This window comes from Acidithiobacillus sp. YTS05, assembly GCF_024396695.1.
GTDB classification, from domain to species: domain Bacteria; phylum Pseudomonadota; class Gammaproteobacteria; order Acidithiobacillales; family Acidithiobacillaceae; genus Igneacidithiobacillus; species Igneacidithiobacillus copahuensis.
Genome location: NZ_CP094359.1, coordinates 1238397 through 1259130, shown reverse-complemented (window position 1 = coordinate 1259130; position 20734 = coordinate 1238397). Strand labels below are relative to the sequence as shown.

25 protein-coding genes are annotated in these 20734 nt (G+C 58.9%); 7 read left to right on the top strand and 18 right to left on the bottom strand.

What is annotated here, in order from left to right; all coding sequences use genetic code 11:
* Window positions 1-182: 182 nt before the first annotated feature.
* Window positions 183-698: a transposase gene (locus MQE22_RS06275; RefSeq protein WP_483168024.1), complete on the bottom strand. Its 516-nt coding sequence runs from the start codon at window positions 696-698 to the stop codon at window positions 183-185.
* A 142-nt stretch (window positions 699-840) separates the two neighbouring features.
* Here MQE22_RS06275 and MQE22_RS06270 point away from each other — a divergent pair, with 142 nt between their 5' ends.
* From MQE22_RS06270 to MQE22_RS06260, 3 genes are read left to right on the top strand one after another with little or no spacing between them, the layout of a single operon-like run.
* Complete coding sequence (locus tag MQE22_RS06270; RefSeq protein WP_215871435.1) at window positions 841-1161, top strand: hypothetical protein; 321 nt, start codon at window positions 841-843, stop codon at window positions 1159-1161.
* Between the two features lie 14 nt (window positions 1162-1175).
* Window positions 1176-1988, top strand: a complete 813-nt coding sequence (locus MQE22_RS06265) for an MbnB/TglH/ChrH family RiPP precursor modification enzyme (protein WP_215871436.1) — start codon at window positions 1176-1178, stop codon at window positions 1986-1988.
* On the top strand, window positions 1966-2733 hold the full coding sequence (locus tag MQE22_RS06260; protein ID WP_215871437.1) for an HvfC/BufC family peptide modification chaperone: 768 nt from the start codon (window positions 1966-1968) through the stop codon (window positions 2731-2733). The genes MQE22_RS06265 and MQE22_RS06260 overlap by 23 nt, the downstream gene beginning before the upstream one ends.
* On the opposite strand, the gene MQE22_RS06255 is transcribed toward MQE22_RS06260, so the two are convergent.
* The 4 genes from MQE22_RS06255 to MQE22_RS06240 are packed head-to-tail and all read right to left on the bottom strand — an operon-like array spanning window position 2684 to window position 5604.
* Window positions 2684-3409 carry a PspA/IM30 family protein gene (locus MQE22_RS06255; protein WP_215871438.1) on the bottom strand — a complete coding sequence of 242 codons (726 nt, stop codon included), beginning with the start codon at window positions 3407-3409 and terminating at the stop codon, window positions 2684-2686. The two genes, MQE22_RS06260 and MQE22_RS06255, sit on opposite strands and share 50 nt — an antisense overlap.
* A gap of 18 nt (window positions 3410-3427) precedes the next feature.
* Complete coding sequence (locus MQE22_RS06250; RefSeq protein ID WP_215871439.1) at window positions 3428-4246, bottom strand: heavy metal-binding domain-containing protein; 819 nt, start codon at window positions 4244-4246, stop codon at window positions 3428-3430.
* Entirely contained in the window at window positions 4243-5211 is a 969-nt protein-coding gene (locus MQE22_RS06245; RefSeq protein ID WP_255790255.1) for a heavy metal-binding domain-containing protein, read from the bottom strand. The genes MQE22_RS06250 and MQE22_RS06245 overlap by 4 nt, the downstream gene beginning before the upstream one ends.
* Before the next feature lie 12 nt (window positions 5212-5223).
* Window positions 5224-5604 carry a hypothetical protein gene (locus MQE22_RS06240; protein ID WP_215871441.1) on the bottom strand — a complete coding sequence of 127 codons (381 nt, stop codon included), beginning with the start codon at window positions 5602-5604 and terminating at the stop codon, window positions 5224-5226.
* 136 nt (window positions 5605-5740) lie between these two features.
* Here MQE22_RS06240 and gad point away from each other — a divergent pair, with 136 nt between their 5' ends.
* On the top strand, window positions 5741-7114 hold the full coding sequence (gad, locus tag MQE22_RS06235; protein ID WP_215871442.1) for a glutamate decarboxylase: 1374 nt from the start codon (window positions 5741-5743) through the stop codon (window positions 7112-7114).
* A 3-nt stretch (window positions 7115-7117) separates the two neighbouring features.
* Here gad and MQE22_RS06230 read toward each other — a convergent pair whose 3' ends face one another.
* The 4 genes from MQE22_RS06230 to MQE22_RS06215 form a co-directional block, all read right to left on the bottom strand.
* Entirely contained in the window at window positions 7118-8116 is a 999-nt protein-coding gene (locus tag MQE22_RS06230; RefSeq protein WP_226827156.1) for a lysylphosphatidylglycerol synthase transmembrane domain-containing protein, read from the bottom strand.
* 17 nt (window positions 8117-8133) lie between these two features.
* The gene (pabB, locus tag MQE22_RS06225) at window positions 8134-9516 is read right to left on the bottom strand and encodes an aminodeoxychorismate synthase component I (RefSeq protein ID WP_215871443.1); all 1383 of its coding nucleotides are present in this window, start codon (window positions 9514-9516) and stop codon (window positions 8134-8136) included.
* Window positions 9517-9577: 61 nt separating this feature from the next.
* Entirely contained in the window at window positions 9578-10099 is a 522-nt protein-coding gene (locus tag MQE22_RS06220; RefSeq protein WP_255790281.1) for a DUF4232 domain-containing protein, read from the bottom strand.
* 97 nt (window positions 10100-10196) lie between these two features.
* On the bottom strand, window positions 10197-10481 hold the full coding sequence (locus MQE22_RS06215) for a YrhK family protein (RefSeq protein ID WP_215871445.1): 285 nt from the start codon (window positions 10479-10481) through the stop codon (window positions 10197-10199).
* Window positions 10482-10778: 297 nt separating this feature from the next.
* On the opposite strand from MQE22_RS06215, the gene MQE22_RS06210 reads away from it, so the two are divergent.
* The 3 genes from MQE22_RS06210 to MQE22_RS06200 all read left to right on the top strand — a co-directional run bounded on the left by MQE22_RS06210 (window position 10779) and on the right by MQE22_RS06200 (window position 13383).
* Window positions 10779-11222 (top strand): GNAT family N-acetyltransferase, encoded by a 444-nt coding sequence (locus MQE22_RS06210; RefSeq protein WP_215871446.1) that lies wholly within the window; start codon window positions 10779-10781, stop codon window positions 11220-11222.
* 48 nt (window positions 11223-11270) lie between these two features.
* Window positions 11271-12584 (top strand): TolC family outer membrane protein, encoded by a 1314-nt coding sequence (locus MQE22_RS06205; RefSeq protein ID WP_215871447.1) that lies wholly within the window; start codon window positions 11271-11273, stop codon window positions 12582-12584.
* 73 nt (window positions 12585-12657) lie between these two features.
* Entirely contained in the window at window positions 12658-13383 is a 726-nt protein-coding gene (locus MQE22_RS06200) for a DUF2249 domain-containing protein (protein ID WP_226827153.1), read from the top strand.
* A gap of 3 nt (window positions 13384-13386) precedes the next feature.
* Here MQE22_RS06200 and hslO read toward each other — a convergent pair whose 3' ends face one another.
* From hslO to rnc, 9 genes are read right to left on the bottom strand one after another with little or no spacing between them, the layout of a single operon-like run.
* Window positions 13387-14244, bottom strand: coding sequence for an Hsp33 family molecular chaperone HslO (hslO, locus tag MQE22_RS06195; protein WP_215871449.1), 858 nt, complete (start codon window positions 14242-14244; stop codon window positions 13387-13389).
* Window positions 14241-15017 (bottom strand): tRNA 2-thiocytidine biosynthesis TtcA family protein, encoded by a 777-nt coding sequence (locus MQE22_RS06190; RefSeq protein WP_215871450.1) that lies wholly within the window; start codon window positions 15015-15017, stop codon window positions 14241-14243. The genes hslO and MQE22_RS06190 overlap by 4 nt, the downstream gene beginning before the upstream one ends.
* Window positions 15010-15972, bottom strand: coding sequence for a D-glycero-beta-D-manno-heptose-7-phosphate kinase (gene rfaE1, locus MQE22_RS06185; RefSeq protein ID WP_255790254.1), 963 nt, complete (start codon window positions 15970-15972; stop codon window positions 15010-15012). Before rfaE1 ends, MQE22_RS06190 begins: the two co-directional genes overlap by 8 nt.
* Entirely contained in the window at window positions 15953-17275 is a 1323-nt protein-coding gene (locus tag MQE22_RS06180) for a UDP-glucose dehydrogenase family protein (RefSeq protein ID WP_215871451.1), read from the bottom strand. The genes rfaE1 and MQE22_RS06180 overlap by 20 nt, the downstream gene beginning before the upstream one ends.
* Window positions 17266-17682 (bottom strand): holo-ACP synthase, encoded by a 417-nt coding sequence (acpS, locus tag MQE22_RS06175; RefSeq protein ID WP_215871452.1) that lies wholly within the window; start codon window positions 17680-17682, stop codon window positions 17266-17268. Before acpS ends, MQE22_RS06180 begins: the two co-directional genes overlap by 10 nt.
* Window positions 17679-18404: a pyridoxine 5'-phosphate synthase gene (gene pdxJ, locus MQE22_RS06170; RefSeq protein WP_215871453.1), complete on the bottom strand. Its 726-nt coding sequence runs from the start codon at window positions 18402-18404 to the stop codon at window positions 17679-17681. Before pdxJ ends, acpS begins: the two co-directional genes overlap by 4 nt.
* Window positions 18401-19126 carry a DNA repair protein RecO gene (gene recO, locus MQE22_RS06165; protein WP_215871454.1) on the bottom strand — a complete coding sequence of 242 codons (726 nt, stop codon included), beginning with the start codon at window positions 19124-19126 and terminating at the stop codon, window positions 18401-18403. Before recO ends, pdxJ begins: the two co-directional genes overlap by 4 nt.
* Window positions 19116-20024: a GTPase Era gene (gene era / locus MQE22_RS06160; protein WP_215871455.1), complete on the bottom strand. Its 909-nt coding sequence runs from the start codon at window positions 20022-20024 to the stop codon at window positions 19116-19118. The genes recO and era overlap by 11 nt, the downstream gene beginning before the upstream one ends.
* Window positions 20014-20709 carry a ribonuclease III gene (gene rnc / locus MQE22_RS06155; RefSeq protein ID WP_215871456.1) on the bottom strand — a complete coding sequence of 232 codons (696 nt, stop codon included), beginning with the start codon at window positions 20707-20709 and terminating at the stop codon, window positions 20014-20016. The genes era and rnc overlap by 11 nt, the downstream gene beginning before the upstream one ends.
* Window positions 20710-20734 lie beyond the last annotated feature (25 nt).

Genomic DNA, 20734 nt, shown 5'->3' with positions numbered 1-20734 from the left:
ACATCGTATGCAGTCGACTCTTGATATTCTGTGCGCTCGCCTTCTGAAAATGACACAAGGCGTTCGATATGCTGCGCGATGGCGATACGCTTGTCGTCTGGAAACTCGACCGTTTGAGGTGGTCCCCCTGGATTGGACAGCCTGCTGTGGTGATTAAGCTCTGAACCTGTTTCCATGGCAGGTCAGGCCACCAGCCTTTGTAAACCTTCTGCATAGACCACATCGGGTGTTCTGTCTCCCAGAGAGGAGTGCGGTCTTTCGGCATTATACCAGTCGAAGTAGGTCCTGAGGCCAGCTTTCAACTCGGTTCCTGTTTCTGCTGGCCGTAGGTAGACGTGCTCGTATTTGACGGTGCGCCAAAGCCATTCGACAAAGACGTTATCCAGGGCCCGGCCTTTGCCGTCCATACTGATTCGAATGCCGTGCTGGCGGAGTACAGAGAGGAAGGACTCCGCGGTGAACTGAGCACCCTGATCCGTGTTGAAGATCTCGGGGGTGCCATAGCGGCGTATGGCCTCTTTCAGGGCCTCTACGCAGAAACCCGCATCAAGACTGTTGGAAACCCGCCAGGACAACACCTTACGACTGAACCAGTCCACTACGGCTACGAGGTATTGAACCGCCCCGGCATTCGCGGAGGCTGTTGTGTTGAAGTTAAGCGGCAACGGACTTCCGACATGCTGCTCTCCTTGGCTGATCGGTAGCGATACTATAGCGAATCAATATGAACCTTTTGTGACACTGTGGCAGGTCCAGTAAAATTTCCGCCGCAACTGTGATATACTAGAGTCCTAGAGAGTTTCGATTATTGGAACTCCAGATCGACTTGGAGGGATCACCGTGCATACATCCGCAAAACTGGGATTGGCCTCGCTCTTTGCCCTGAGCCTCGGCAGCCTGCCCTTGGTGGCCGACGCCAGTACTACTGCCGCGCCCATGAACGGGCAGGCACAGATGTCGCCAAATGGCGCGCAGAGGGGCGAAGGGAACTGCTCCCGCATGATGGGGGAAGGCAACTGCTCGCGCAGTATGGGAGAGGGAAATTGCTCGCGCAGCATGGGCAAGATGGCGGAATCCCACTGTACCAGCAAAGCCCAGATTCGCGCCCATGACGGTAAGTGCGGCAAAGCACAGATGAAAAAGATGGAATCGGCAAAGTAATAGACCGCTCGACGATGTCCTGGGGGCTCGGACTGCGACGGGAGTTCCTGCCGGAATTCGCCGAGCGTTGCGCGACGCTGCCCGTCGACTTCGTGGAAATTGCGCCGGAAAACTGGCTGGATTTTGGGGGTCCGCCTGCCAAGGATTTGCAGCGGGTACTGGAGCACAAGTCACTTTTTTGCCATGGCCTGTCACTGTCGATCGCCGGCCCCGAGCCTCTCAATCAAGCTTTCCTCCAGCGGCTGCGTGACTTTTTGCGCGGGCATGGTGCGGTCGTCTACAGCGAGCACTTGGCGTATTGTCAGGACGCTCAGGGCTATCTCCACGATCTGCTTCCCATCCCCTTCCACGAGCAGAGCCTGCGCTGGACCGTCGAGCGTATCGGGCGCGTGCAAGATTTTCTCGGACAGCCGCTGGTTCTGGAAAATACCGCTTTCTATGGCTGCTTTCCCGAATCGGACCGCAGTGAGCTCGATTTCCTGCTGGCGGTACTGCAAGAAAGTGGCTGCGAGCTCTTGCTCGATCTCAATAACCTTTTCGTCAACAGCCAAAACCATCACTACTCCGCCGGCGATTTCCTTGCTGCTTTACCGGCAGAACGCATCCGCTATTATCACGTCGCGGGCTTCTATGCCCATCCGAAAGGTTGGTTGATCGACACCCACGACAGCGGCGTAAGCCCCGAAGTCAGTGCTTTGTTGCGAGAAGCATGGCAGCGTTTTGGTCCGCGCCCTACCCTGCTGGAGTGGGATAATGATATTCCCCCTCTGGAAATCCTTCTCGACGAACTGCAGCGCCTACGTCATGAGATCGACGACGCTGCCTAGCTACCCGGAGCGCCTGCGTGACCTATCCAGATGCGTGCGCCAGGCGGATGGACCCGTGCCAGAGGGATGGTCCCCGGAGATTTTTGCACTGTATCGGGAGATGTTTCGCGCGAGTTTTGCGGCGAATCTCCAGGATGCCTTTCCCGAGAGCCAGCGTCATGTCGGAAACGAATGCTGGGAAACACTGCTCAACGATTTTCTTACCCGGTGCGACTGCCCCAGCCCCAGCTTTCATGCCGTACCCAGCGCCTTCTGCCAGTTCGTATTGGAGCATTCGAGCGACTATCCGACACTGCCGGAATTCCTGCCCGCGCTGCTGCACTGGGAATGGCTCACCCTCAATCTTGCCATTGCCGAGAATCCGGCAGAATTAGGCGAAAGCAATCTTGCCGATGGATGGGTCCAACTCGCCCCCAGCGCAAGCCTGCAACACTATCCCTTTGCCGTGCACTGCAGCACCGCCGAATCTCAGCAGCCGGCCAAACGCGACTGCTATCTGCTGATCCATCGGGACGGCCAAGGCCAGGTTTTCAGCCGCGAACTGGAGCTGCAGGAGGCGCGTCTTGCCGCCGCATTGGTCGACGCTCCGCGCGCTCCATCCGAGGCTCATGCCTTGGCCTTCCCCGCGGACGAATGTCCCTTCGACTGGTCGCGAGAACTCCTGGAGGCCTGGGCTGCCGCTGGGATTGTCTGCGTTACGAACCCGAATCCTTCGCTGGCTGGGACTTCGCCATCTCCGCCTTGAGCCGCGCCAAGTCATCATCGACGCCGCTTTGCTCGCGTAGTTGCGCCATCTCTTTATCGGTCTTGCTGCGATGATCGAGGGGATCATCGATGGCGCCCGAGTCCATCAGCGCTTCCATTGCCTCGGCCTTGCTCTGCGATTGCCCCAGGCGATCCTGTACCCGCTGCATCGCTTCGCCGGCATCGTTCATGCCCTTACCCAGTCCCGAGAGCGAATTTTCCGCTTGGATCTCGGCCTGCGAAGCCGCCAACTCGCCTTTCATCACCTCTTTCTGGGTACGAAAGGACTCGATCCTGTCCTGCAGTTTGGTCTCGAATTCCGTCAGTTTGTCGACTTGGGCAGCAATTTTGTCGTGCGCCTCCTGCAGCGACTGCAGCTTGGCCAACGCAGCCTGCTTCTGGGTGAGCTCCGCCTTGGCGAGGTCTTCCCGGTTGGCTTGCAACGCCGTGCGGGCATCGGCATCGGCCTGGTCCGCAGCCTTTTTGGCATCGGCCATCTGATGCTCCAGACTGAGCTTTTCGGTGGCAACGTCGGCCAGATGACGTTTGGTATCCTGCAGATTGCTCATCATCTTTTCGTACGAAAGATCCAAGGTCTCCGACGGATCCTCGGCGTTGTCCAAAAAATGATTGATGCGCGCCTGCACGATTTCCGATGCGTGCTTGAATAATGACATAGTCGCTCTCCTGCAAATTTAATCGTTGACGGGCAATACGAGCTGCGGACGCAGGGCATCCACCCGCGTATCTGCATCCTCCATTGCCTTCACGGCGGTACCTACCGCAAAAAACTCGATGACGTGCGGCTTCCAGTTATGGCTTCCTTCATGCAACTGGACGCCGGTGATGCCATCCGCCTGGGCATCCGCCGCTTCCTGTTGCATGCGCTCCATGGCGAGTTCGCGGGCGTCGTACATGGCTTGAGTAAACTGCTCCAGCTCGGTATTGCGCCCGATATTCCCCATACTCCGCAGCACGCCCTGGTGGGCAACGTGGTACACGCAGGAACCCATCACCATTTCCATCGGTCGATACCCTGCCTCCAGCAACATCCAGAAGTCCTGCCCGGAGAGATCGCTGGTAAACGGTTTGCCGCCCACACCCTTGAACCCGGGGACGCCGGAGCGGTGAGCAATCGCCGTACCGATAGCCATAAATTCCAGAATATCCTGGTCCCATTCCATACGCTTCACTTCCAGGCGCACGCCCACCACGCCGTCGGCCTGCAGGATGATGGCTTCCTGTTCCATACGGCTCATGGCCAGCTCACGGGCCTGATACATCGCCTGCGAAAGTACATCCATCTCCATGTTTTGATTCCAACTGCCGTACTGAATACCCATGTGATAGATGCACGAGCCGACCACCAGACCCAGGGGCTCGAACTCCGCCTTGCGTACCATGACAAATTCGTTCACAGAGAGGTCGGAGGTAAAGATGCCCTCGTGACTCCCTTGGGAGCGGAGGCCCTTCAGACGTTCTACGGCGTGGGGAGCAATCACTTCTTTAGTCATAGGAGATCCTTGCGATGAGGACGGAAAGAACGCAACGGGCCACCCAGGGAAACCGTGGGGAGCAATTCGTGCTGCGGCGCGCGGGAAGGCTCGTAGCTGACGGCGGTGCCAATGGCAATGTGCCGGCAGAGAAAACCCTCCCCTTGTTCGTTATTGACGCGGAACACCTGGGAATACTGGGTATGGGCGAGGACCCCCGCCCCCAGCTTGCGGCCGTCTTCGCGCAGGTTATAGAGCGCGCGGCGGCGGACGTTTTCCTGAAAGCTCGAGAGATCGGGGATCTCCATGTTCCAGTAGCGCGCGGCAAAGGGTGCCGCCTGGTTGGCCTGATCCAGCATCGTCCCACCCCAGGGCTGATACCAGTCATACTCGGCACCAATGGCAATGCCTACCGGCACTACCCCCTCTTCCAGCAGGCGCACGAACTCCAGCGACGACACTGTCGCCACGGCGGGCTCCCAAGCCGGGGGCAGGTCCTGGATACGCACTGCGGTACCCATCAGGGCATAATCCATGTCTTCGCCATCGCCGTGACGCACGCGCATATCGACGTTGAGGACGGCGTTGGCGCCCATCGCCACGGCCTCCAGGCGCAGGCGATCGATGGCCTGGTGCCACCCATCGTAATGTCCCTGGGTCCAGGAAAAACCGAAGTGATACCAACAATTGCCCCCCACCATCCCGAGCGGGTGGATACCGTGACTGCGTTCCATCAGCAGGGCAGCGACCGGCCCGCTCTGGATCCAGGGCCGTTGTCCGGCTGCCGTAGCGCGCAGACGTTCTTGCACAAAACTCGGCAAACGGCGCTGTTGCAGGGCCACCTGCCACTCTGCGGCACGCTGCTGCGCCGCCGTACTGGGAGCCACATTCACTGCACCTACTTGGCTCGCAACATTGGCAACCGTCTTTTCCAGGTCTTCGGTAACTTCGTGTAGTCCTTTCTGAATCTTGTCCCACAGCGACATAGGCACCTCGCTTTACTGCAGCAAAAAATCGTGCAGGGTCTGGCTGGCTGCCTGCATTTCCGTAGAGATCGCTGCCGTGTCCTGCAACAGCGACTTCAGCCAGTCTGCCAAAGGGAGAATCTCGCGTTTCAGCACGACGTTGCGCACCACCCGAGCGCGCAGGGTTTCGACATGGGTGCCGTTGAAATTCAGGTGGTAATCGAACTCGCCGGCATGCACCACCAGGTGCTCGAGATGCTGATGATGGGAGAAGAGCCCATCCTTTTTGCGATCCACCTCGACAAAACCCGGCATACCCTGCTCCAGCCGCTCGGCCAGAGCCTCCAGAAATGCCTTCATATCCGTCTGGGAGCGGCGAATCCAGGCCGCACTGTCATCAAAACTGATATCCACCGCATCTCCTCGCAGAACCGCGTTACCTTTACAGACCACGTGATTAGATTGTAGTTCGCTTTATGGCTGTCCGCGTTCCCGAACTAGATATTTCTACTAGACTGATGGACAGCATGGGAAAACACAGGAGTAGTCAATGCCAGAAAGCAAAGCGAAAGATTCCTTTTTGACCCCCACCTATGGCGCGCGGCGCATGGACGCTCCCATTCCGAAGGAGTACCTGCCGGAAGGGGATCTGGAACCGCAGGTCGCCTACCAGCTCATTCACGACGAGCTGATGATGGACGGTAACGCCCGCCTGAATCTGGCGACCTTCGTCACTACCTGGATGGACCCAGAAGCGCGCACCCTGATGGCGGAAACCTTCGACAAGAACATGATCGACAAGGATGAATATCCGCAGACAGCGGAAATCGAACGCCGCTGCGTGCAGATCATCGCCCATCTCTTTCACGCCAAAGACAAGGAGGAGCCTATTGGCGTTTCGGCCATTGGCTCCAGCGAAGCGGTGATGCTGGCGGGCATGGCAATGAAATGGCGCTGGCGCGAGTGGCGACACAAGCAGGGCAAGGACAGCAGTCGGCCCAACCTGATTTTGGGCAGCAACGTGCAGGTCGTATGGGAAAAATTTTGCCGCTATTGGGATGTAGAGCCGCGCTATATCCCTATCCACGAGGATCGCTATGTCATCAGTGCCGAGGAAGTCACGGCGCGCATGGACGAAAATACCATCGGCGCGGTTGCCATTTTGGGGACCACCTTTACTGGCGAATTTGAGCCGGTGCGCAGTATCCACGATGCCATGGTCAAGGAGAACAAAAAACGTGGACTACAGGTACCTCTACACATTGATGCTGCCAGCGGCGGCTTCGTCGCGCCCTTTTTGCATCCCGATCTGGAGTGGGATTTTCGCCTGCCCAACGTGGTTTCCATCAATGTCTCTGGACACAAATACGGGCTGGTATATCCGGGTATCGGCTGGGCGATCTGGCGGGGCAAGGTCTACCTGCCCGAAGATCTGATTTTTCATGTCAATTATCTGGGCGGCGACATGCCCACCTTCACCCTGAATTTTTCCCGGCCTGGCAACCAGGTGGTGGGTCAATATTATAATTTTTTGCGGCTGGGACGCGCCGGGTACACTCGGGTCATGAAAAACCTGCAGGACATTGCGCTATGGCTCAGTGGCGAAATCGCCAAAATCGGCCCATTTGCTCTATTGAGCACGGGCGAAAGTATCCCGGTTTTTGCCTTTCGCTTACGCGATAGCCAACGCTATTCTGTGTACGACGTTTCCGATCGATTGAAGATGCAGGGCTGGCAAGTACCTGCCTATACCCTGCCCAAGGACGCCGAACAGCTCGCGGTGTTGCGCATCGTTTTACGCGAGGGTTTCTCTCGTGACATGGGCGAAATCCTCTTGCGCGATCTGCGCGCTGCTGTCGACGATCTGGAAAAGGATCCCCCCAGTCACCCCAAAGAGCCGGGAAAAGAGTCCTTTCATCACTGACCGTTATCGGGGCAGAGGCTCGCCTTTCGCCAGCGGGTGGCGACCAATGCCCAGCCATAGCCAGGCGCCGGGTAAGCTGGTCAGCAATACCGTCGTCCCTGCCAGCAGGGACAGGGCGAGGGCTTGATCGTGGCCCATCTGCAGGGACCCCATGTAGAGCACCAAGAGCCCCTCCCGCAGGCCCCATCCGGCGAGGGATATGGGTAACGCCAAAAATAGGCTGACCACCGGCCAGACGACCCAGAATGCTACGGCGTCGGGATGCTCTCCCAAGGAATGTGCCAAGGCCCAGAACATGAAAATGGAGCAAAGTTGCACAAAAATCGACAGCAACAAGGTGGATAATAAAGCGCTGGGATTACGCAAGAGCATTCCCATTCCTGCGCGAATATCGTGCAGTTTGTGCCCCAATTTGCCGATACGATGTTCGAGAAAGCCGAGCCCCGGACTGAGAATCAAGGTAATGATTACGGCATAGCCGGCACTCAGGATCGCGACAGTCTCACCCATGCCGGGCAATAGATGTAATGCGTGCCCAGCGAACAAGTACCCCAGCAGTGCAATGCCGACCAAGGCCCCCATACCAATGAAACGATCGGCAAATACCGCGGCGAGAGCCAGAGTCGTGGAACCCGTTTGTGGTCGGGTATACCAGGCCCGTAGCACATCTCCGGATACCGAACCGGGCAACACCTGATTGAAATACGCACCTACCCAGTTCAGGCGCAGCAGCCAGGCTGCCGGGGCGTGCTTTTTGGCCGCGCGCAGGATGACCCCCCAACGCAGGGAAGACGCCGAAAGATTTACCGCATAGGCAAACATGGCCAGCAAAAACCAGGGAATACGAATCTGCAGAAAGCGTTGCGTGAGGGCAGTCCAATCGGTCTTGTGAAAGAGCCAGACAAAGATTGAAATGGTGACAACGATCTGCAGCAGCAGGCTCCAGGGAATCTTGCGATGTTTTTCTGCCTTCATCGGACGAGATTGTGGTTCAACAGGCATTGGCTAAGGGCTCCAAATCAGCGCGCCACTGTAGCGCAGGTCGCGTCCTGCGGCAAAAACGCCTCCAGCGTCTCACGAATCATCGCCACCTTGTCGAGGCTTTCGGCATATTCCGCCGCACAGTCGGAGTCGGCGACAATGGCACCACCGCCGAAAAAGCGTAATCCCCCCTTGCTATCCAGTTCCAGACTGCGAATGAGAATATTCCAGTCCATCTCCCCGCCCGCTGTGACATAGCCAAAACTTCCACAATAGATGCCGCGCGCTCCAGCCTCCAGCTCGGCAATAATTTCCATCGCCCGCCGTTTTGGCGCGCCGGTGATCGAGCCCCCGGGAAAAGCCGCCGCCAACGCATCCCAGGCATCGAAGCCAGGGGCCAAATCCGCCTCGATACTGCTGACCAAGTGATGTACCTGATCATAAGACTCCAACGAGAATAGTTCTGGTACCTGCACCGAGCCCAGTGCCGCCACCTTGCCAAGATCATTACGCAACAGATCGACAATCATCAGATTTTCTGCGCGATCTTTGTGGCTGAGCAGCAGCTCCTCGGCACGTTCTCGGTCACGGCGCGGGTCCGGGTGGCGCGGGCGCGTACCCTTGATAGGTCGCGCCTGCAAGCGCCCGCCCCCAAGACGCAGCAGGCGCTCGGGCGAAACGCTGAGCAGCGTGCCCCAGGGATGGCGAAAAAATGCAGAAAAAGGTGCCCGGCTTACGCTGCGCAAGCGCTGGTACAGAATCCAGGGGTCGCCTTCCCAGCTGGCGGAAAAGCCCTGCGCCAGATTGATCTGGTAACAGTCACCGGCCAGGATATATTCCTGCGCGCGCGCATAGGCAGCGGCATACTCTGCATAGCTCCAGTGTGGACGAATACCAGCGGGAGACAGCTGAAATGGCAGAGATTCAGGAAGCGGACGCGCCAATACAGCGGTCCAGGCATCCTCGGCGCCTGGGCTAGAAATGATCCATGCGCGTCGTTGCTGATGATCCTGCAGCAAGGCTTGATCATAGAGCGCGAATACCGCGACGGGCTGATCGTCTTCATTTTTATCCCGACTTCTGTTCCCGCCGACCGCCCAGTCGTATGCCAAAAGTCCGCATACCAAAGGCACAGTCACCCCGTTCCCTAGCTCTGGGCCACCCGCTTGCTTTTCCACCAGCCGGCGAAGAACGGAGAAAAGAGTACCCGTCTGACGCTGCGTTTTGCCGCCTCGGTCTTGCCGCCAGACGCCACCGGCATCTTCCCAGATCCAGGTCAGCGGCTGCCGTAGCAAGAGATCCTGTCGCCGATGGGGTCCAGAAGCGGTACCACTGTCCAGGAAAACTGCGCCAATTTCCATTGCGCAGCGGGCAAAAAGCTCTCCGCTATCCTCTCGATACTCGATTTCACAAAGTCGCATTCCAACCCCAGTAGCGCATGTACCCTAGCGAAAGTCTCCCTGTGTCACGCTTTGCTGTCCACTAGCCCGATGGCGGCGCAGGTCGGCGGCCCTGATCTCTCTGCAGAGATGTCACCGAGATCTCACCGCAGGTCGGATCTGGCAGAAAACCACCGTAGGGGCGTAGCGAGATCCGCAAAGGCACGGGACCTGTGACGCCCGTCAAGTGGATCATGATCTGCTCTGCCCACGGACACTCGGCATTCCCATAGCCAGTCTGGGTAGCGTAATGAATGCGAAAACTGGCGGACCGTCCCGGATGCAGGAAAATTTCTTCGTGTTTGACCGGCGCTGCCCCCGGAACCGAATATTTCTGCTGATGAGTCGCGATCGGTTCCCTGCCATCGCCGAGCAATTGTATTTCCGGCACTTCCGTCGCCAGCAGACAGATACGTTGGGATATATTTTTGATGTATATGCGACGGCTGCTATGCCCCATGCCCGCACTCGCCATACCGGACTCGGCCCGTAGTTGTTTTGCTTGGCAACGTGCAGGTGGCCCATCCTGCAGAGAGGAGAGCGCACATGCCCCAAGAAGGATCATTAAAGGCAGGGTTAATAGCCGACGCCAGGAATAGAACCTGTCTGCATCGGTCATGCCTTTCGCCAACAAGACGGAACGTAAATATGCTTTCGCGATCTTACATATCCCAGCGCTTGCCGCCGATTCTTTTGAGATGAACATTGTGCGCCAAACGAATCGTTGGGCGAATCAATAGCTGGGCGCTACCGATCACAAAAAGCCAAACACCCGCGTTTTCCGTCGATGCATAAAAGAAAAAAACGCTTCCCACAAGAAACAATACACCGATCAGGAAATCATTGACGATACTCAGAGTTTCGTAGCGTTGATTGATGACCAGCTCATCATTTTTTCCTAAATGCAGATCCAATTCGTTCTCTTCCGACTTACCACTTGCAGTCATTTATCTGAGCCTCCAGGAAAAGGGGAGATAATATCAGAATCTTCATTCACGGCGCAGCGTCTGATAGTTGCGCCGACAAGGTACTACATCCCAACGAAATTTGTCAAAATGATACCATGATTTCTTTTCGCCAAAGTCTGCGATTCGCAAATACAAGCGGAGCAATTACTAACGCCATCAGCAAGGCGCAGGATGAAATTGAGACATAGCGTAGGCAAACCACCCAGCGTTATGAGCGCCTTGATTTTGCATCTGGGCGCACATACATTACCTTCTGCAATTGAGAGGTGAAATCTGATGCAGATTCGCGGCGCACAGAAACAGGATCTATCCAGCATACTGCAACTTTACGCGCAACCAGGAATGGATAATGGCGTTTTCCTTGATATAGCGACTGCGGAGGCAATTTTTGCGCGGATGGCGCACTACCCCAGCTATCGTCTGTTTGTGGTAGAGACCGAAGATGCAATCGTCGGCAGCTATGCCCTTTTGATCATGGACAACTTGGCCCATCTCGGTACTCCTTCTGCCATCGTCGAAGATGTCGTGGTTCATCCCCAGTGGCAGGGACAAGGGATTGGTAAGCACATGATGGCCCACGCCATGGATCTGGCGAGAAAGGCGCGTTGCTACAAGCTGATGTTATCTTCCAATGCCAAGCGCGAGGCTGCCCATGCGTTTTACGAATCCCTCGGCTTTGCGCGTCACGGCTACAGCTTTCGTATGGACCTTGTAAACTGACCGGACGGTCAGTACACTTGCAGCAGACTTCGACGGAGCTACTTGCCCATGTCCGCTTTGCGTCGTGCCATCATCACTGGCTTTGCCTTGTTTCTCACCAGCCCCGCGATCTTTGCGGAGGACCTGCTCAGCGTCTATCAGCAGGCGATACAGACCGACCCGCAGTTGGCAGAGGCCCGCGCGAACCTGCAAGCCGCTGAGCAGGATAAACCCCTTGCACGCTCGGCCTATCTGCCGCACCTGGGCTTAGGTGCCAGCGTCGGTTTCAACACTGGCCACTTCTCCGGCTTCGCTGGCCTCGATATCAGCAAGGCCTATCTCTCTAATAGTTACAGCGTCAGCCTGACCCAGGCGGTGTTCAATGGCCCGGCCCTTTCCGCAATAAAGCAGGCGGGTAGTCAAATCCAGGCAGCCGCAATGGGTCTTGCCTACACCGAGCAGGATCTGGCATTGCGGGTCGCCAAGGCCTACTTCGCGGTGCTCGAGGCAGAGGCGCAGGAAGCCATCGCGAAAAAGCAAACTAACCTGCTGGACAGCATCTACAAGCAGACGGAAGCGCAGCTGCAGATTGGCACTGGTGACATCATCTCGGTGCGCGAAGCCCGGGCACGACTGGACTCCGCCAAGGCCGACCAGATTCAGGCGGAAAACGCCACGCAGGTCGCCCTTCGGCAATTGCAGCGACTCACCCATGCGCCGGTCGGTCAACTGGCACCGCTCCACCAATTCCAGGCCCTTGGACCACAACCCGACAACATGCAGGACTGGGTGGCAACTGCCATGAAATCCTCGCCGCAGATCCTGCAGGCCGAGGCACAGACACAGAGCGCCCAGGATGCCGTTGAGGTACAACGCCGCGCGCGCTGGCCGAAGCTGGATTTGCAGGGGATTGCGCAGCACGTGCATGGCAATCCCTTCCCCGGCTTTACCGAGAATCAGGCGGGAGTGAGCTTGAACCTGTCCATGCCCATCTTCGAGGGTGGCCAGATCTCCAGTCAGGTGCAGAAGGCGCAGGCGCAGAGCATGGCGTCGAGCGATCATCTAGGGAGCGTACGTGATGCCGTCAAACTCAATGTTGAGAGCTCCTTTCTCGATCTTCAGAACAGCGTCGCGCAGCTGCAGGCAGCGAAAGAGTCGGCTCAGTCGGCCAAGGTATCCCTGGCAGGCACCCGCAAAGGCTACGAGGTCGGCACCCGCTCCATCATCGATCTGCTACAAACCGCTACCGACTATATTCGCGCGGAACAACACTATAATGTCGCTCTCTACCGTCAGGTCACCGCCCGCGTCGCCCTCAAGGCCGCCGCTGGACAGTTGAACATCGGCGATCTCACCTCGATCAACGCCCTCCTGCAACCGTAATGACGGCTGCGCGAGCCGATCGTTCGGCGTATAGTGTCTGCTTGCAGTGCAGATGACAAACGAGGAGATGACGATGGCGGAACTGAGCAACCTGGCCCTGGATCTGCGCGGGCTTCCCGATGCCAAGGCCGGTCCTTTGCTTTTCAGCGCGGCTCAGCGCCTGGGACTGGGACAGAAAATATCGGTGCAGATCGATCGCGATCCCCATGCCCTGCTACGCGCCACGGCCTTCCAGTTACGTGATGCGATTTCCTGGACGGTTACGGGTGCGGAGCACGACTGGCAAGCCGAAGTGCGGCCGCGCAAGGAAGCCGAGGCAAAGGATGTTGTCGACCTCCTCACCTGGGATCATTATCGCCTTGATCGTCAATTTGCCGACGTCCTCGCCGCTGCCAATGCGAACAGGGTAGAAGAGGCAGAGACTATTTTCCAGGACTACTGGATTGGTCTGCGCCGTCATGTGCACATGGAAAACTATATCCTTGGGCCCGTGCTGGGCGGTGGCGAGAAGAAAGGGCCACTGGCGGACATGCTCTTTGAGCACGACAGCATCATTCAGCAGTCGCGGATTGTGGACGAAACCTTCCAGGAAAAGGACTACGGCATGCTGCCGGCCATCTGCGCCGTTCTTTCGGGGTCGCTGGCCAAGCACGAGAACCGCGAGGAGAACACGCTGTTCCCAATCTGGCAGGCAGCCAACAATCAGGACAAGCTGCGGGCGGAGGAATTTCTCGTGCAGACTAGGGCGCTCTTGGCCGGCGCCGACGACGCGGTCGTCAAGGAACGTTTCCCCGACTAAAATTCAGTGCAGCGATTTGCCCGGCGCAAAGAGCGCTGCGACGTCCGTAGAATCGAGCAGGTAGACTTTTTGGCAATACTCGCAAGTCACCTGCACCTTACCCTCGGCTGCCAAGGTCTCTTCTACCTCTTTCTCCCCCAAGGCAACGAGCATGCGCTCGACCCGTTCCTGCGAGCAGCTGCACTGAAAGTGTAGCCCTTGGGCATCGCGCAGGCGCACGCCGACACTGGGAAAGATTTCCGGCAGAAACTGCTCCGGTCGTGCCTGCAACAGGGATTGATCCGAACCCACGGCAAAGAAGCCCGTAGCGATTTCCCATTCCTCGGCGGTGAGCACCCCGGGCAGGCGTTGTAGAAAATAGCCACCAGCGATCCCGCTGGTAGCGTCCACTAGCAGACGAAAATAGGCCGGAGCCTGCACCGACTCGGTAAAATATGCCTGTAGAGACTCCGTCAGAGTGTTGCGCAGCTGGATCAGCCCCTGATAGCGGTCGCGGTCCATACCCATATCCACGGTCAGGGCGAGCAAGGCCTCAGGCAGTGCCGCAAGGTCTAGATTTTCCTCTGCCCCACGCCAACGGGCATAGGCGCGCATGCCACCACCAGCCATCATCTCGGCGACCAGGAGTTGCAGACTGCCCTGACTCTGGGCCTGGAGAATCAGTCGTTCGAAGTGCTTCTGGGTGCTGGAGATCAGGGCCAGGCCAACGAGAATTTCGCCGATGAGCTGGCGCAGCTCCGCTGGCCCCTCGAGACCCTGGATTACCCGCGCAAAGATGCCGTCGACCCGGCAACGGGCACCCCGTAACGGTAGGCTCTCCCAATAAAAGCTCTGCAGAAAATCCGCCGAATCGCTACTCATGCAGGCACCTCCCGCGCCATCAAAGGTTCCATTGCCCGCAATAACTGCTTGAAAAGCCGCGGATCCCGTTCCTCTTGCGCGGCGAGCAGCTCCTTCATGCGCTGGCGTTCGGTGGGATGGCGAAAGCAGGCGGGACAATTCTCGACGATGATCGGTAGGCCTTTATCCTCGGCATAGGCGCGAGTCTGCCGTTCGCGACAGTAGACCAGGGGACGGATGACGCGCAGGTCGCCTTCGCGTACGGCGTAATGGGCCTTCATGGTGCGCAGTTCGCCATTGTAAAACATCGACATGAAAAAACTTTCCGCGAAGTCGTCGAGATGCTGGCCGAGGGCGATGACGTTGTAGCCCTCACGGCGCGCGCAGGCATACAGTACACCCCGCCGCATTCGCGCACAAAAGCTGCAATAGGATGGGCGCCCTAGGTGTTTCTGAGCACGACCAAAGATATCCTGCCGCTCCCAGAACCACGGCAGCCCGAGTGCATGAACATGGAGTCCAAGCGGCTCGGGATCAAAATCCGAGCTCTGCGGGTCGACGGTTGCCACCCCCAGTTCGAAGGAGAGAGGGCTGTGCCGTTGCATTTCTGCGAGCAAGGCCAGCATGCTGAGGGAATCCTTGCCACCCGAAAGTGCCAGCAGCACCCGGTCTCCTGGGCGAATCATGCGGAAATCATGGATGGCCTTGCCCATGCGTCGCGCCAGGAGGCGAGGCACAGGCAATCGATGCCCCTCCCGCGCCTCTGCGTCTGGCAACGTGGCCAGTTCAGCCATGAACCGCCTCGAAACTGGCGGCGAGCTCTAGCGGGGATACGGTCGCCGCCCCGAGCTTGCCAACCACGATACCCGCAGCACGATTACCCAACTCCACTGCCCGATCCAGAGGCCAGCCGGCCGCCACCGCCGTGGCAATGGTGGCAATCACGGTATCTCCAGCACCGGTCACATCGAATACCTCGCGCGCCTGGGCCGGATGATGATGCATCCCATCGGCAAGAAAGAGGGTCATGCCCTCCTCTCCCCGGGTCACCAATAAACCCTCCAGCTGCCACGCCGCGCGCCAGTGCCGCGCCAGCGCGTGAAACTCCTCTTCCGTTTTCCAGCCACCCGCAACCGCCTGGAATTCGCTCTTGTTGGGCGTCAAGAGGGTCGCCCCGGCATAGCGGGCAAAATCGCGCCCCTTAGGATCGACGAGAACGGGTATCTGGCGTTCGCGCGCCAAGCGAATCCACGCCTGCGGATCGTGTACCGCGCCTTTGCCATAATCCGATAGCAACAAGGCGGCCATGCCGACAAAAAAATCTTCATCGTCGAGCAACAGGCCGTGCAAATGCTCCTCATCGGGACGTTCCTCAAAATCGAGGCGAAGCAACTGCTGCTGCTGTCCAATTACCCGCAACTTGACGGTGGTAGGAAGCCCCTCGAGCGCCACGAGGTGGGTCTCCACGCCCGCCCTGCGGAGCAAGGAGTCGAGACTGTCTGCTGCGGCATCCCTGCCCACCGGCGCCCGCAAACGACAGCTCGCACCCAGGGCAGCGATATTGAGGGCGACATTGGCAGCGCCACCGGGCCGCTCTTCTTCGCGCCCAACCTGCACCACTGGCACTGGTGCCTCGGGCGAGATGCGCTCGACTCTGCCGAACCAGTAGCGGTCGAGCATCACGTCGCCGAGCACGGCAACGTGGGCCCGGCGTAATTGGTTCAGGGAATCAGGGGCGGCCGATGGCACGGTATTGCAGTCCTGCAGCTTTAAGTAAACGGGGATCGTAGAGGTTACGACCGTCAATGATCAAGGGATGCCGCAGGCGGCGCTTCAAATCGGCAAAATCCGGGCTGCGAAAGATCTGCCATTCGGTACAGATCATGAGGGCATCGGCGCCGTCGCAGGCTGCATAAGGATCCTCGCAAAAAGAGATCTCCGGCATCTTGGCGTAGATCCGCTTTGCTTCTGTCATGGAAACGGGATCGTAGGCGCGGATGGTGGCACCACGCCGCCGTAATCCATCGATCAGGGTGCGACTGGGGGCCTCGCGCATGTCGTCGGTATTGGGCTTGAAGGCCAGTCCCCACACGGCGATCTCTTTGCCCTGCAGATCCGCGCCCAGTTCTTCCACCAGCTTGCGCTCCAGCACCTGCTTTTGCGCATTGTTGACGCTTTCCACCGCACGGATCAGGGGGGCATCATAGCCAAGCTCCCTCGCCGTGTGCTCCAAAGCGCGCACATCCTTGGGAAAACAGGAACCACCATAACCACAACCGGGGTAGATGAAGTCAAAGCCGATGCGGGGATCTGAGCCGATTCCGATGCGCACATGCTCGATGTCTGCGCCCAGACGCTCGGCCAGACCGGCCAGCTCGTTCATGAAGGAGATCTTGGTCGCCAAGAGGACGTTGGCGGCATACTTCGTAAGCTCCGCCGAGGGAATGTCCATGACCAAAACCCGGTCGTGATTGCGGTTGAAGGGCGCGTACAGGTCCCGCATGCGCTGCGCCACGGCTTCCTCGTCGGTACCGACGATGATCCGGTCCGGCTTCATGAAGTCGCCGACCGCTGCCCCCTCCTTCAGAAACTCTGGATTGGAAACCACGGAAAAGGCGATTTTCGCGCCGCGGGCATCCAGCTCTGCCTGGATTGTGGCACGCACCTTTTCTGCCGTCCCCACCGGGACGGTGGACTTATTGATGACGATGCGCGGCTGGTCGAGATGTTTCCCGATGTCGGAAGCCACCTGCAATACATAGCGCAAATCCGCCGAGCCATCCTCCTCTGGCGGGGTACCAACGGCGATGAAGAGAAATTCACCATGGGCCACGCCCTCGGCAATGTCGGTGCTGAAGTGCAGACGCCCGCCGTCGATGCCACTGCGCACGATCTCCGGCAGATCCGGCTCATGGATGGGGATTTCGCCAGCCCGCAGACGCGCCACCTTTTCGGCATCGATATCGATGCAGAGCACCTGATTTCCCACCTGCGCCAGGCAGGCGCCAGTGACCAGCCCTACATAGCCCGTACCCACTACTGTTATCCGCATACTTCCGTCCCCATCACTTCCGGCGCCAGCTCTTCGATCACTACCGTGGCCATGGCGTATCGATGTTCATCCGTCAGACTCAACCACAGGCGCGGCTGGCGCGCACAATGCAGAAGTTGCCTTTGCGCGGCACCGCGCAGAGAAAGCGTTGGACGTCCAAGAGGATCATGACGAACCTGGATATCCTCCAGACAGATACCATTGCGAAATCCGGTACCCAGAGCCTTGACCGTGGCTTCCTTGGCGGCAAAGCGGCGCGCCAAAAAGGCGGCAATCCCCTGCCCCGCTGGCAGCTCAGCGTATTCCTGTTCGCCAAGAACACGAGACAAAAGGCGATCGCCCCAACGATCAAGCAAGGATGCCATGCGCTCGACCGAAACCAGGTCCGTACCCAACCCAACGATCACCGACGCGCCTGCCGCATCAGCCGTTTCATCTCCCGGACGGCATGGTCCAGACCATGAAAGATGGCATGCGCAACGATGGCATGCCCGATGTTCAACTCTGCAATTTCCGGGATGGCGGCGATCGCTTCCACATTGCTGTAATCGAGGCCATGGCCGGCATTGACCTGCAGGCCCAGGCTGCTCGCCAGCCGTGCAGCGCTGCGTAGTGACTCCAGCTCCCGGCTGGCTTCGACGCGGTTGCGCGCATTGGCATAGCTGCCGGTGTGCAGTTCGATGACCGGCGCACCCGTAGCCGCTGCGGCCTCAATCTGTCGCGGATCGGGGTCGATGAACAGCGAGACCCGCACCTCCGCCGCTGCCAGACGCTCGCAGGCCCCTTGTACCCGCGCCTGCTGTCCGGCAACATCCAAGCCCCCCTCGGTGGTCAGCTCGGCGCGCCGCTCGGGCACCAGGCAGCAGTCGCTCGGACGCAGACGCTCGGCTATCGCCAGGACCTCTTCAGTAACCGCCATTTCCAGATTCAGACGGGTCCGCAAGGTTTGCTGCAGGAGTTCGACGTCGCGTTCCTGGATGTGACGACGATCTTCCCGCAAATGTGCGGTAATGGCATCGGCGCCGGCGCGTTCCGCAACAAAGGCCGCCTCCAGAGGATCCGGGTAGCGGGTTCCCCGCGCCTGGCGCAGCGTCGCGACATGATCGATATTCACACCTAGAGCTATCATCTGCTTTCTACGCCTCCACTGCGCCTGCGCCGCAAGTATGCCGCAAGTAGGCGCCGACTCTCCAGTGTTCGCCCACCAAGAAGCTGGTCGAGTTCCATGGCCAAATAAGCGCGCAATTCGCCCCACACGCTCCGCTCCGGCGGCAACTGCAGGTCCCCCGCCAGCCAGGTCAACGCCGCCCGGGAAACGGGCTGCGCCAGGGCCGGGGCATGCCGGGAACAGAACAACCCCTCTCCAGGGCGGGCGTAGGCGCTGTCCTCCAAAAGGGCGCCGCATTGCGCGCAACGGGCAACATCTGCAGCCCAGCCAAGGGTTTCGAGCAGACGCCGCTCAAAACGTCGCAGCAACCAAAAATCCTCAGGCCTGGAGGCGAGCGCTTCCAAGATCTGGGAATATTCGACAAATAGTTCGTCCTGCGGATCCGCTCGCCCGGTCAGACGCAAGAGAAGCTCGTTGAGGTAGAACAGCAGCAACGCCGGCACCGGCTGTTGCACGAGCCGGCTCGGAAGCTCTTCGGCACCCTGCAGGGCTGGAAGATCGCCGCGACCGGCCCAGCGCACCCAATAGGGACGCCCGGCTTCCAGGCGACCCCGTCGCCGCTTGCCCCGCGCCAGGATCCCCAGACGCCCGTGGTGTTCCGTAAACAGTTCGAGTATCAGACTGCCATCGCCAAACGGGTGAGAATGCAGTACCCAGGCCCGCTCTCCCTGGTTACGCTCCATATCCCATTTCGCGCAGAATACCCGGCTGCCGGTCCCAGTCTTCGCGTTCCTTCACCCACAGCCCCAGCCGCACCCGCGCACCGGTCTGCTGTTGGATACTTTCCCGTGCCCGCGTGCCAATGTGCTTGAGGCGCTGTCCTTTTTCTCCCAGCAGAATTGCCTTTTGCCCCGGACGCCGACAGTAGATGGTTGCCTCGATTTCATGTCTGCCTTCCGGACTGATCGTGTATTTTTCGATGGCGACCGCGGTCTCATACGGGAGTTCGGCACTGAGCTGGCGAAAGATCTGCTCGCGCACAGCTTCCGCCGCCAGAAAACGCATCTGCCGATCCGTCACCTCATCTTCGTCATATTGTGCTGGCCCCTCCGGTAGAAGAGGAAGAATGACTCCTGCCAAACGCTCGACGTCATCCGGCCGCCGCGCACTCATCGGCAGGATCTGTGCAAAGCGCGCATGCCCGCTGAGTTCGTGTAGATACGGCAGCAGACGCTCTTTCTGCGGCACGCGATCGACCTTGTTGGCGACCAAAATCAGGGGTAGATCCCGTTGCTGCAGCCAGCGCAGGGCCTCAGCATCGCCCGCCGTCCACAGCGGCGCCTCGACCACCAGAACGCCCAGGTTTGCGGCATCCAGGGCCGAACGCGTGGCACGCAGGATATGCCGATTGAGACTGCGGTATCCTTGATGCACACCAGGCGTATCGAGGAACAGAATCTGCCCGTTGGGGCGGGTGTAGATACCGAGAATCTGATCGCGGGTGGTCTGCGGACGCGGGGCGGTGATGCTGATTTTCTGGCCGATCAGGTGATTGAGCAGGGTGGATTTGCCAACATTCGGCCGGCCGATCAACGCTACGCTACCACAGCGATGCGCTACGGGGGGGCTCTCAGACGGCATGACGTTGCTCATGCAGCCGGCCCTGCAGCTGTTCCAGCATCAGTTGTGCCGCCTGCTGTTCGGCCTTGCGCCGACTGCTGTCCTCGGCTTCCGTGGGCGGCATCCCTGCGACAGTACAGCGGGCCACGAAACGACGCTCATGCGCCTGCCCTTTTTCTTCCACCAGTTCATAGAAGGGCAACGCCCGCCCCTTGCCCTGCAAGAACTCCTGCAATCGGGTCTTGGGATCACGCAGTTCCTCCGCACCCAAGGTATCGGTAATCAGGGGCACGATGACGTGATCGACGATGGCTTCCGCGGCGCCAAAACCGCCATCCAGATAGGCAGCACCAATGATAGCCTCCACCGCGTCGGCACGAATGGAGGCGCGACGCGCACCACCACTACGCATTTCTCCTGCCCCGAGAATCAGGGCATCAGCAACACTGATGGTTTCCGCTACCTGTGCCAGGGTTTCCTCCCGCACCAAACGTGCCCGCATGCGCGAGAGATCTCCCTCACTCACCTTGGCAAAACGCTTGTAGAGTCGCGCCGCAACGATAAAATTCAGCGCCGCATCGCCCAAAAACTCCAGGCGCTCATTGTGAATGGCCGCGGCACTGCGATGCGTCAGCGCCTGACGCAATAGAGCGAGGTTCTGGAAGCGATAGGCAATACGGTCTTGCAGTCGATCTAGCGTATTCATGTGCCAAGTATACCTGCAGCTTCAT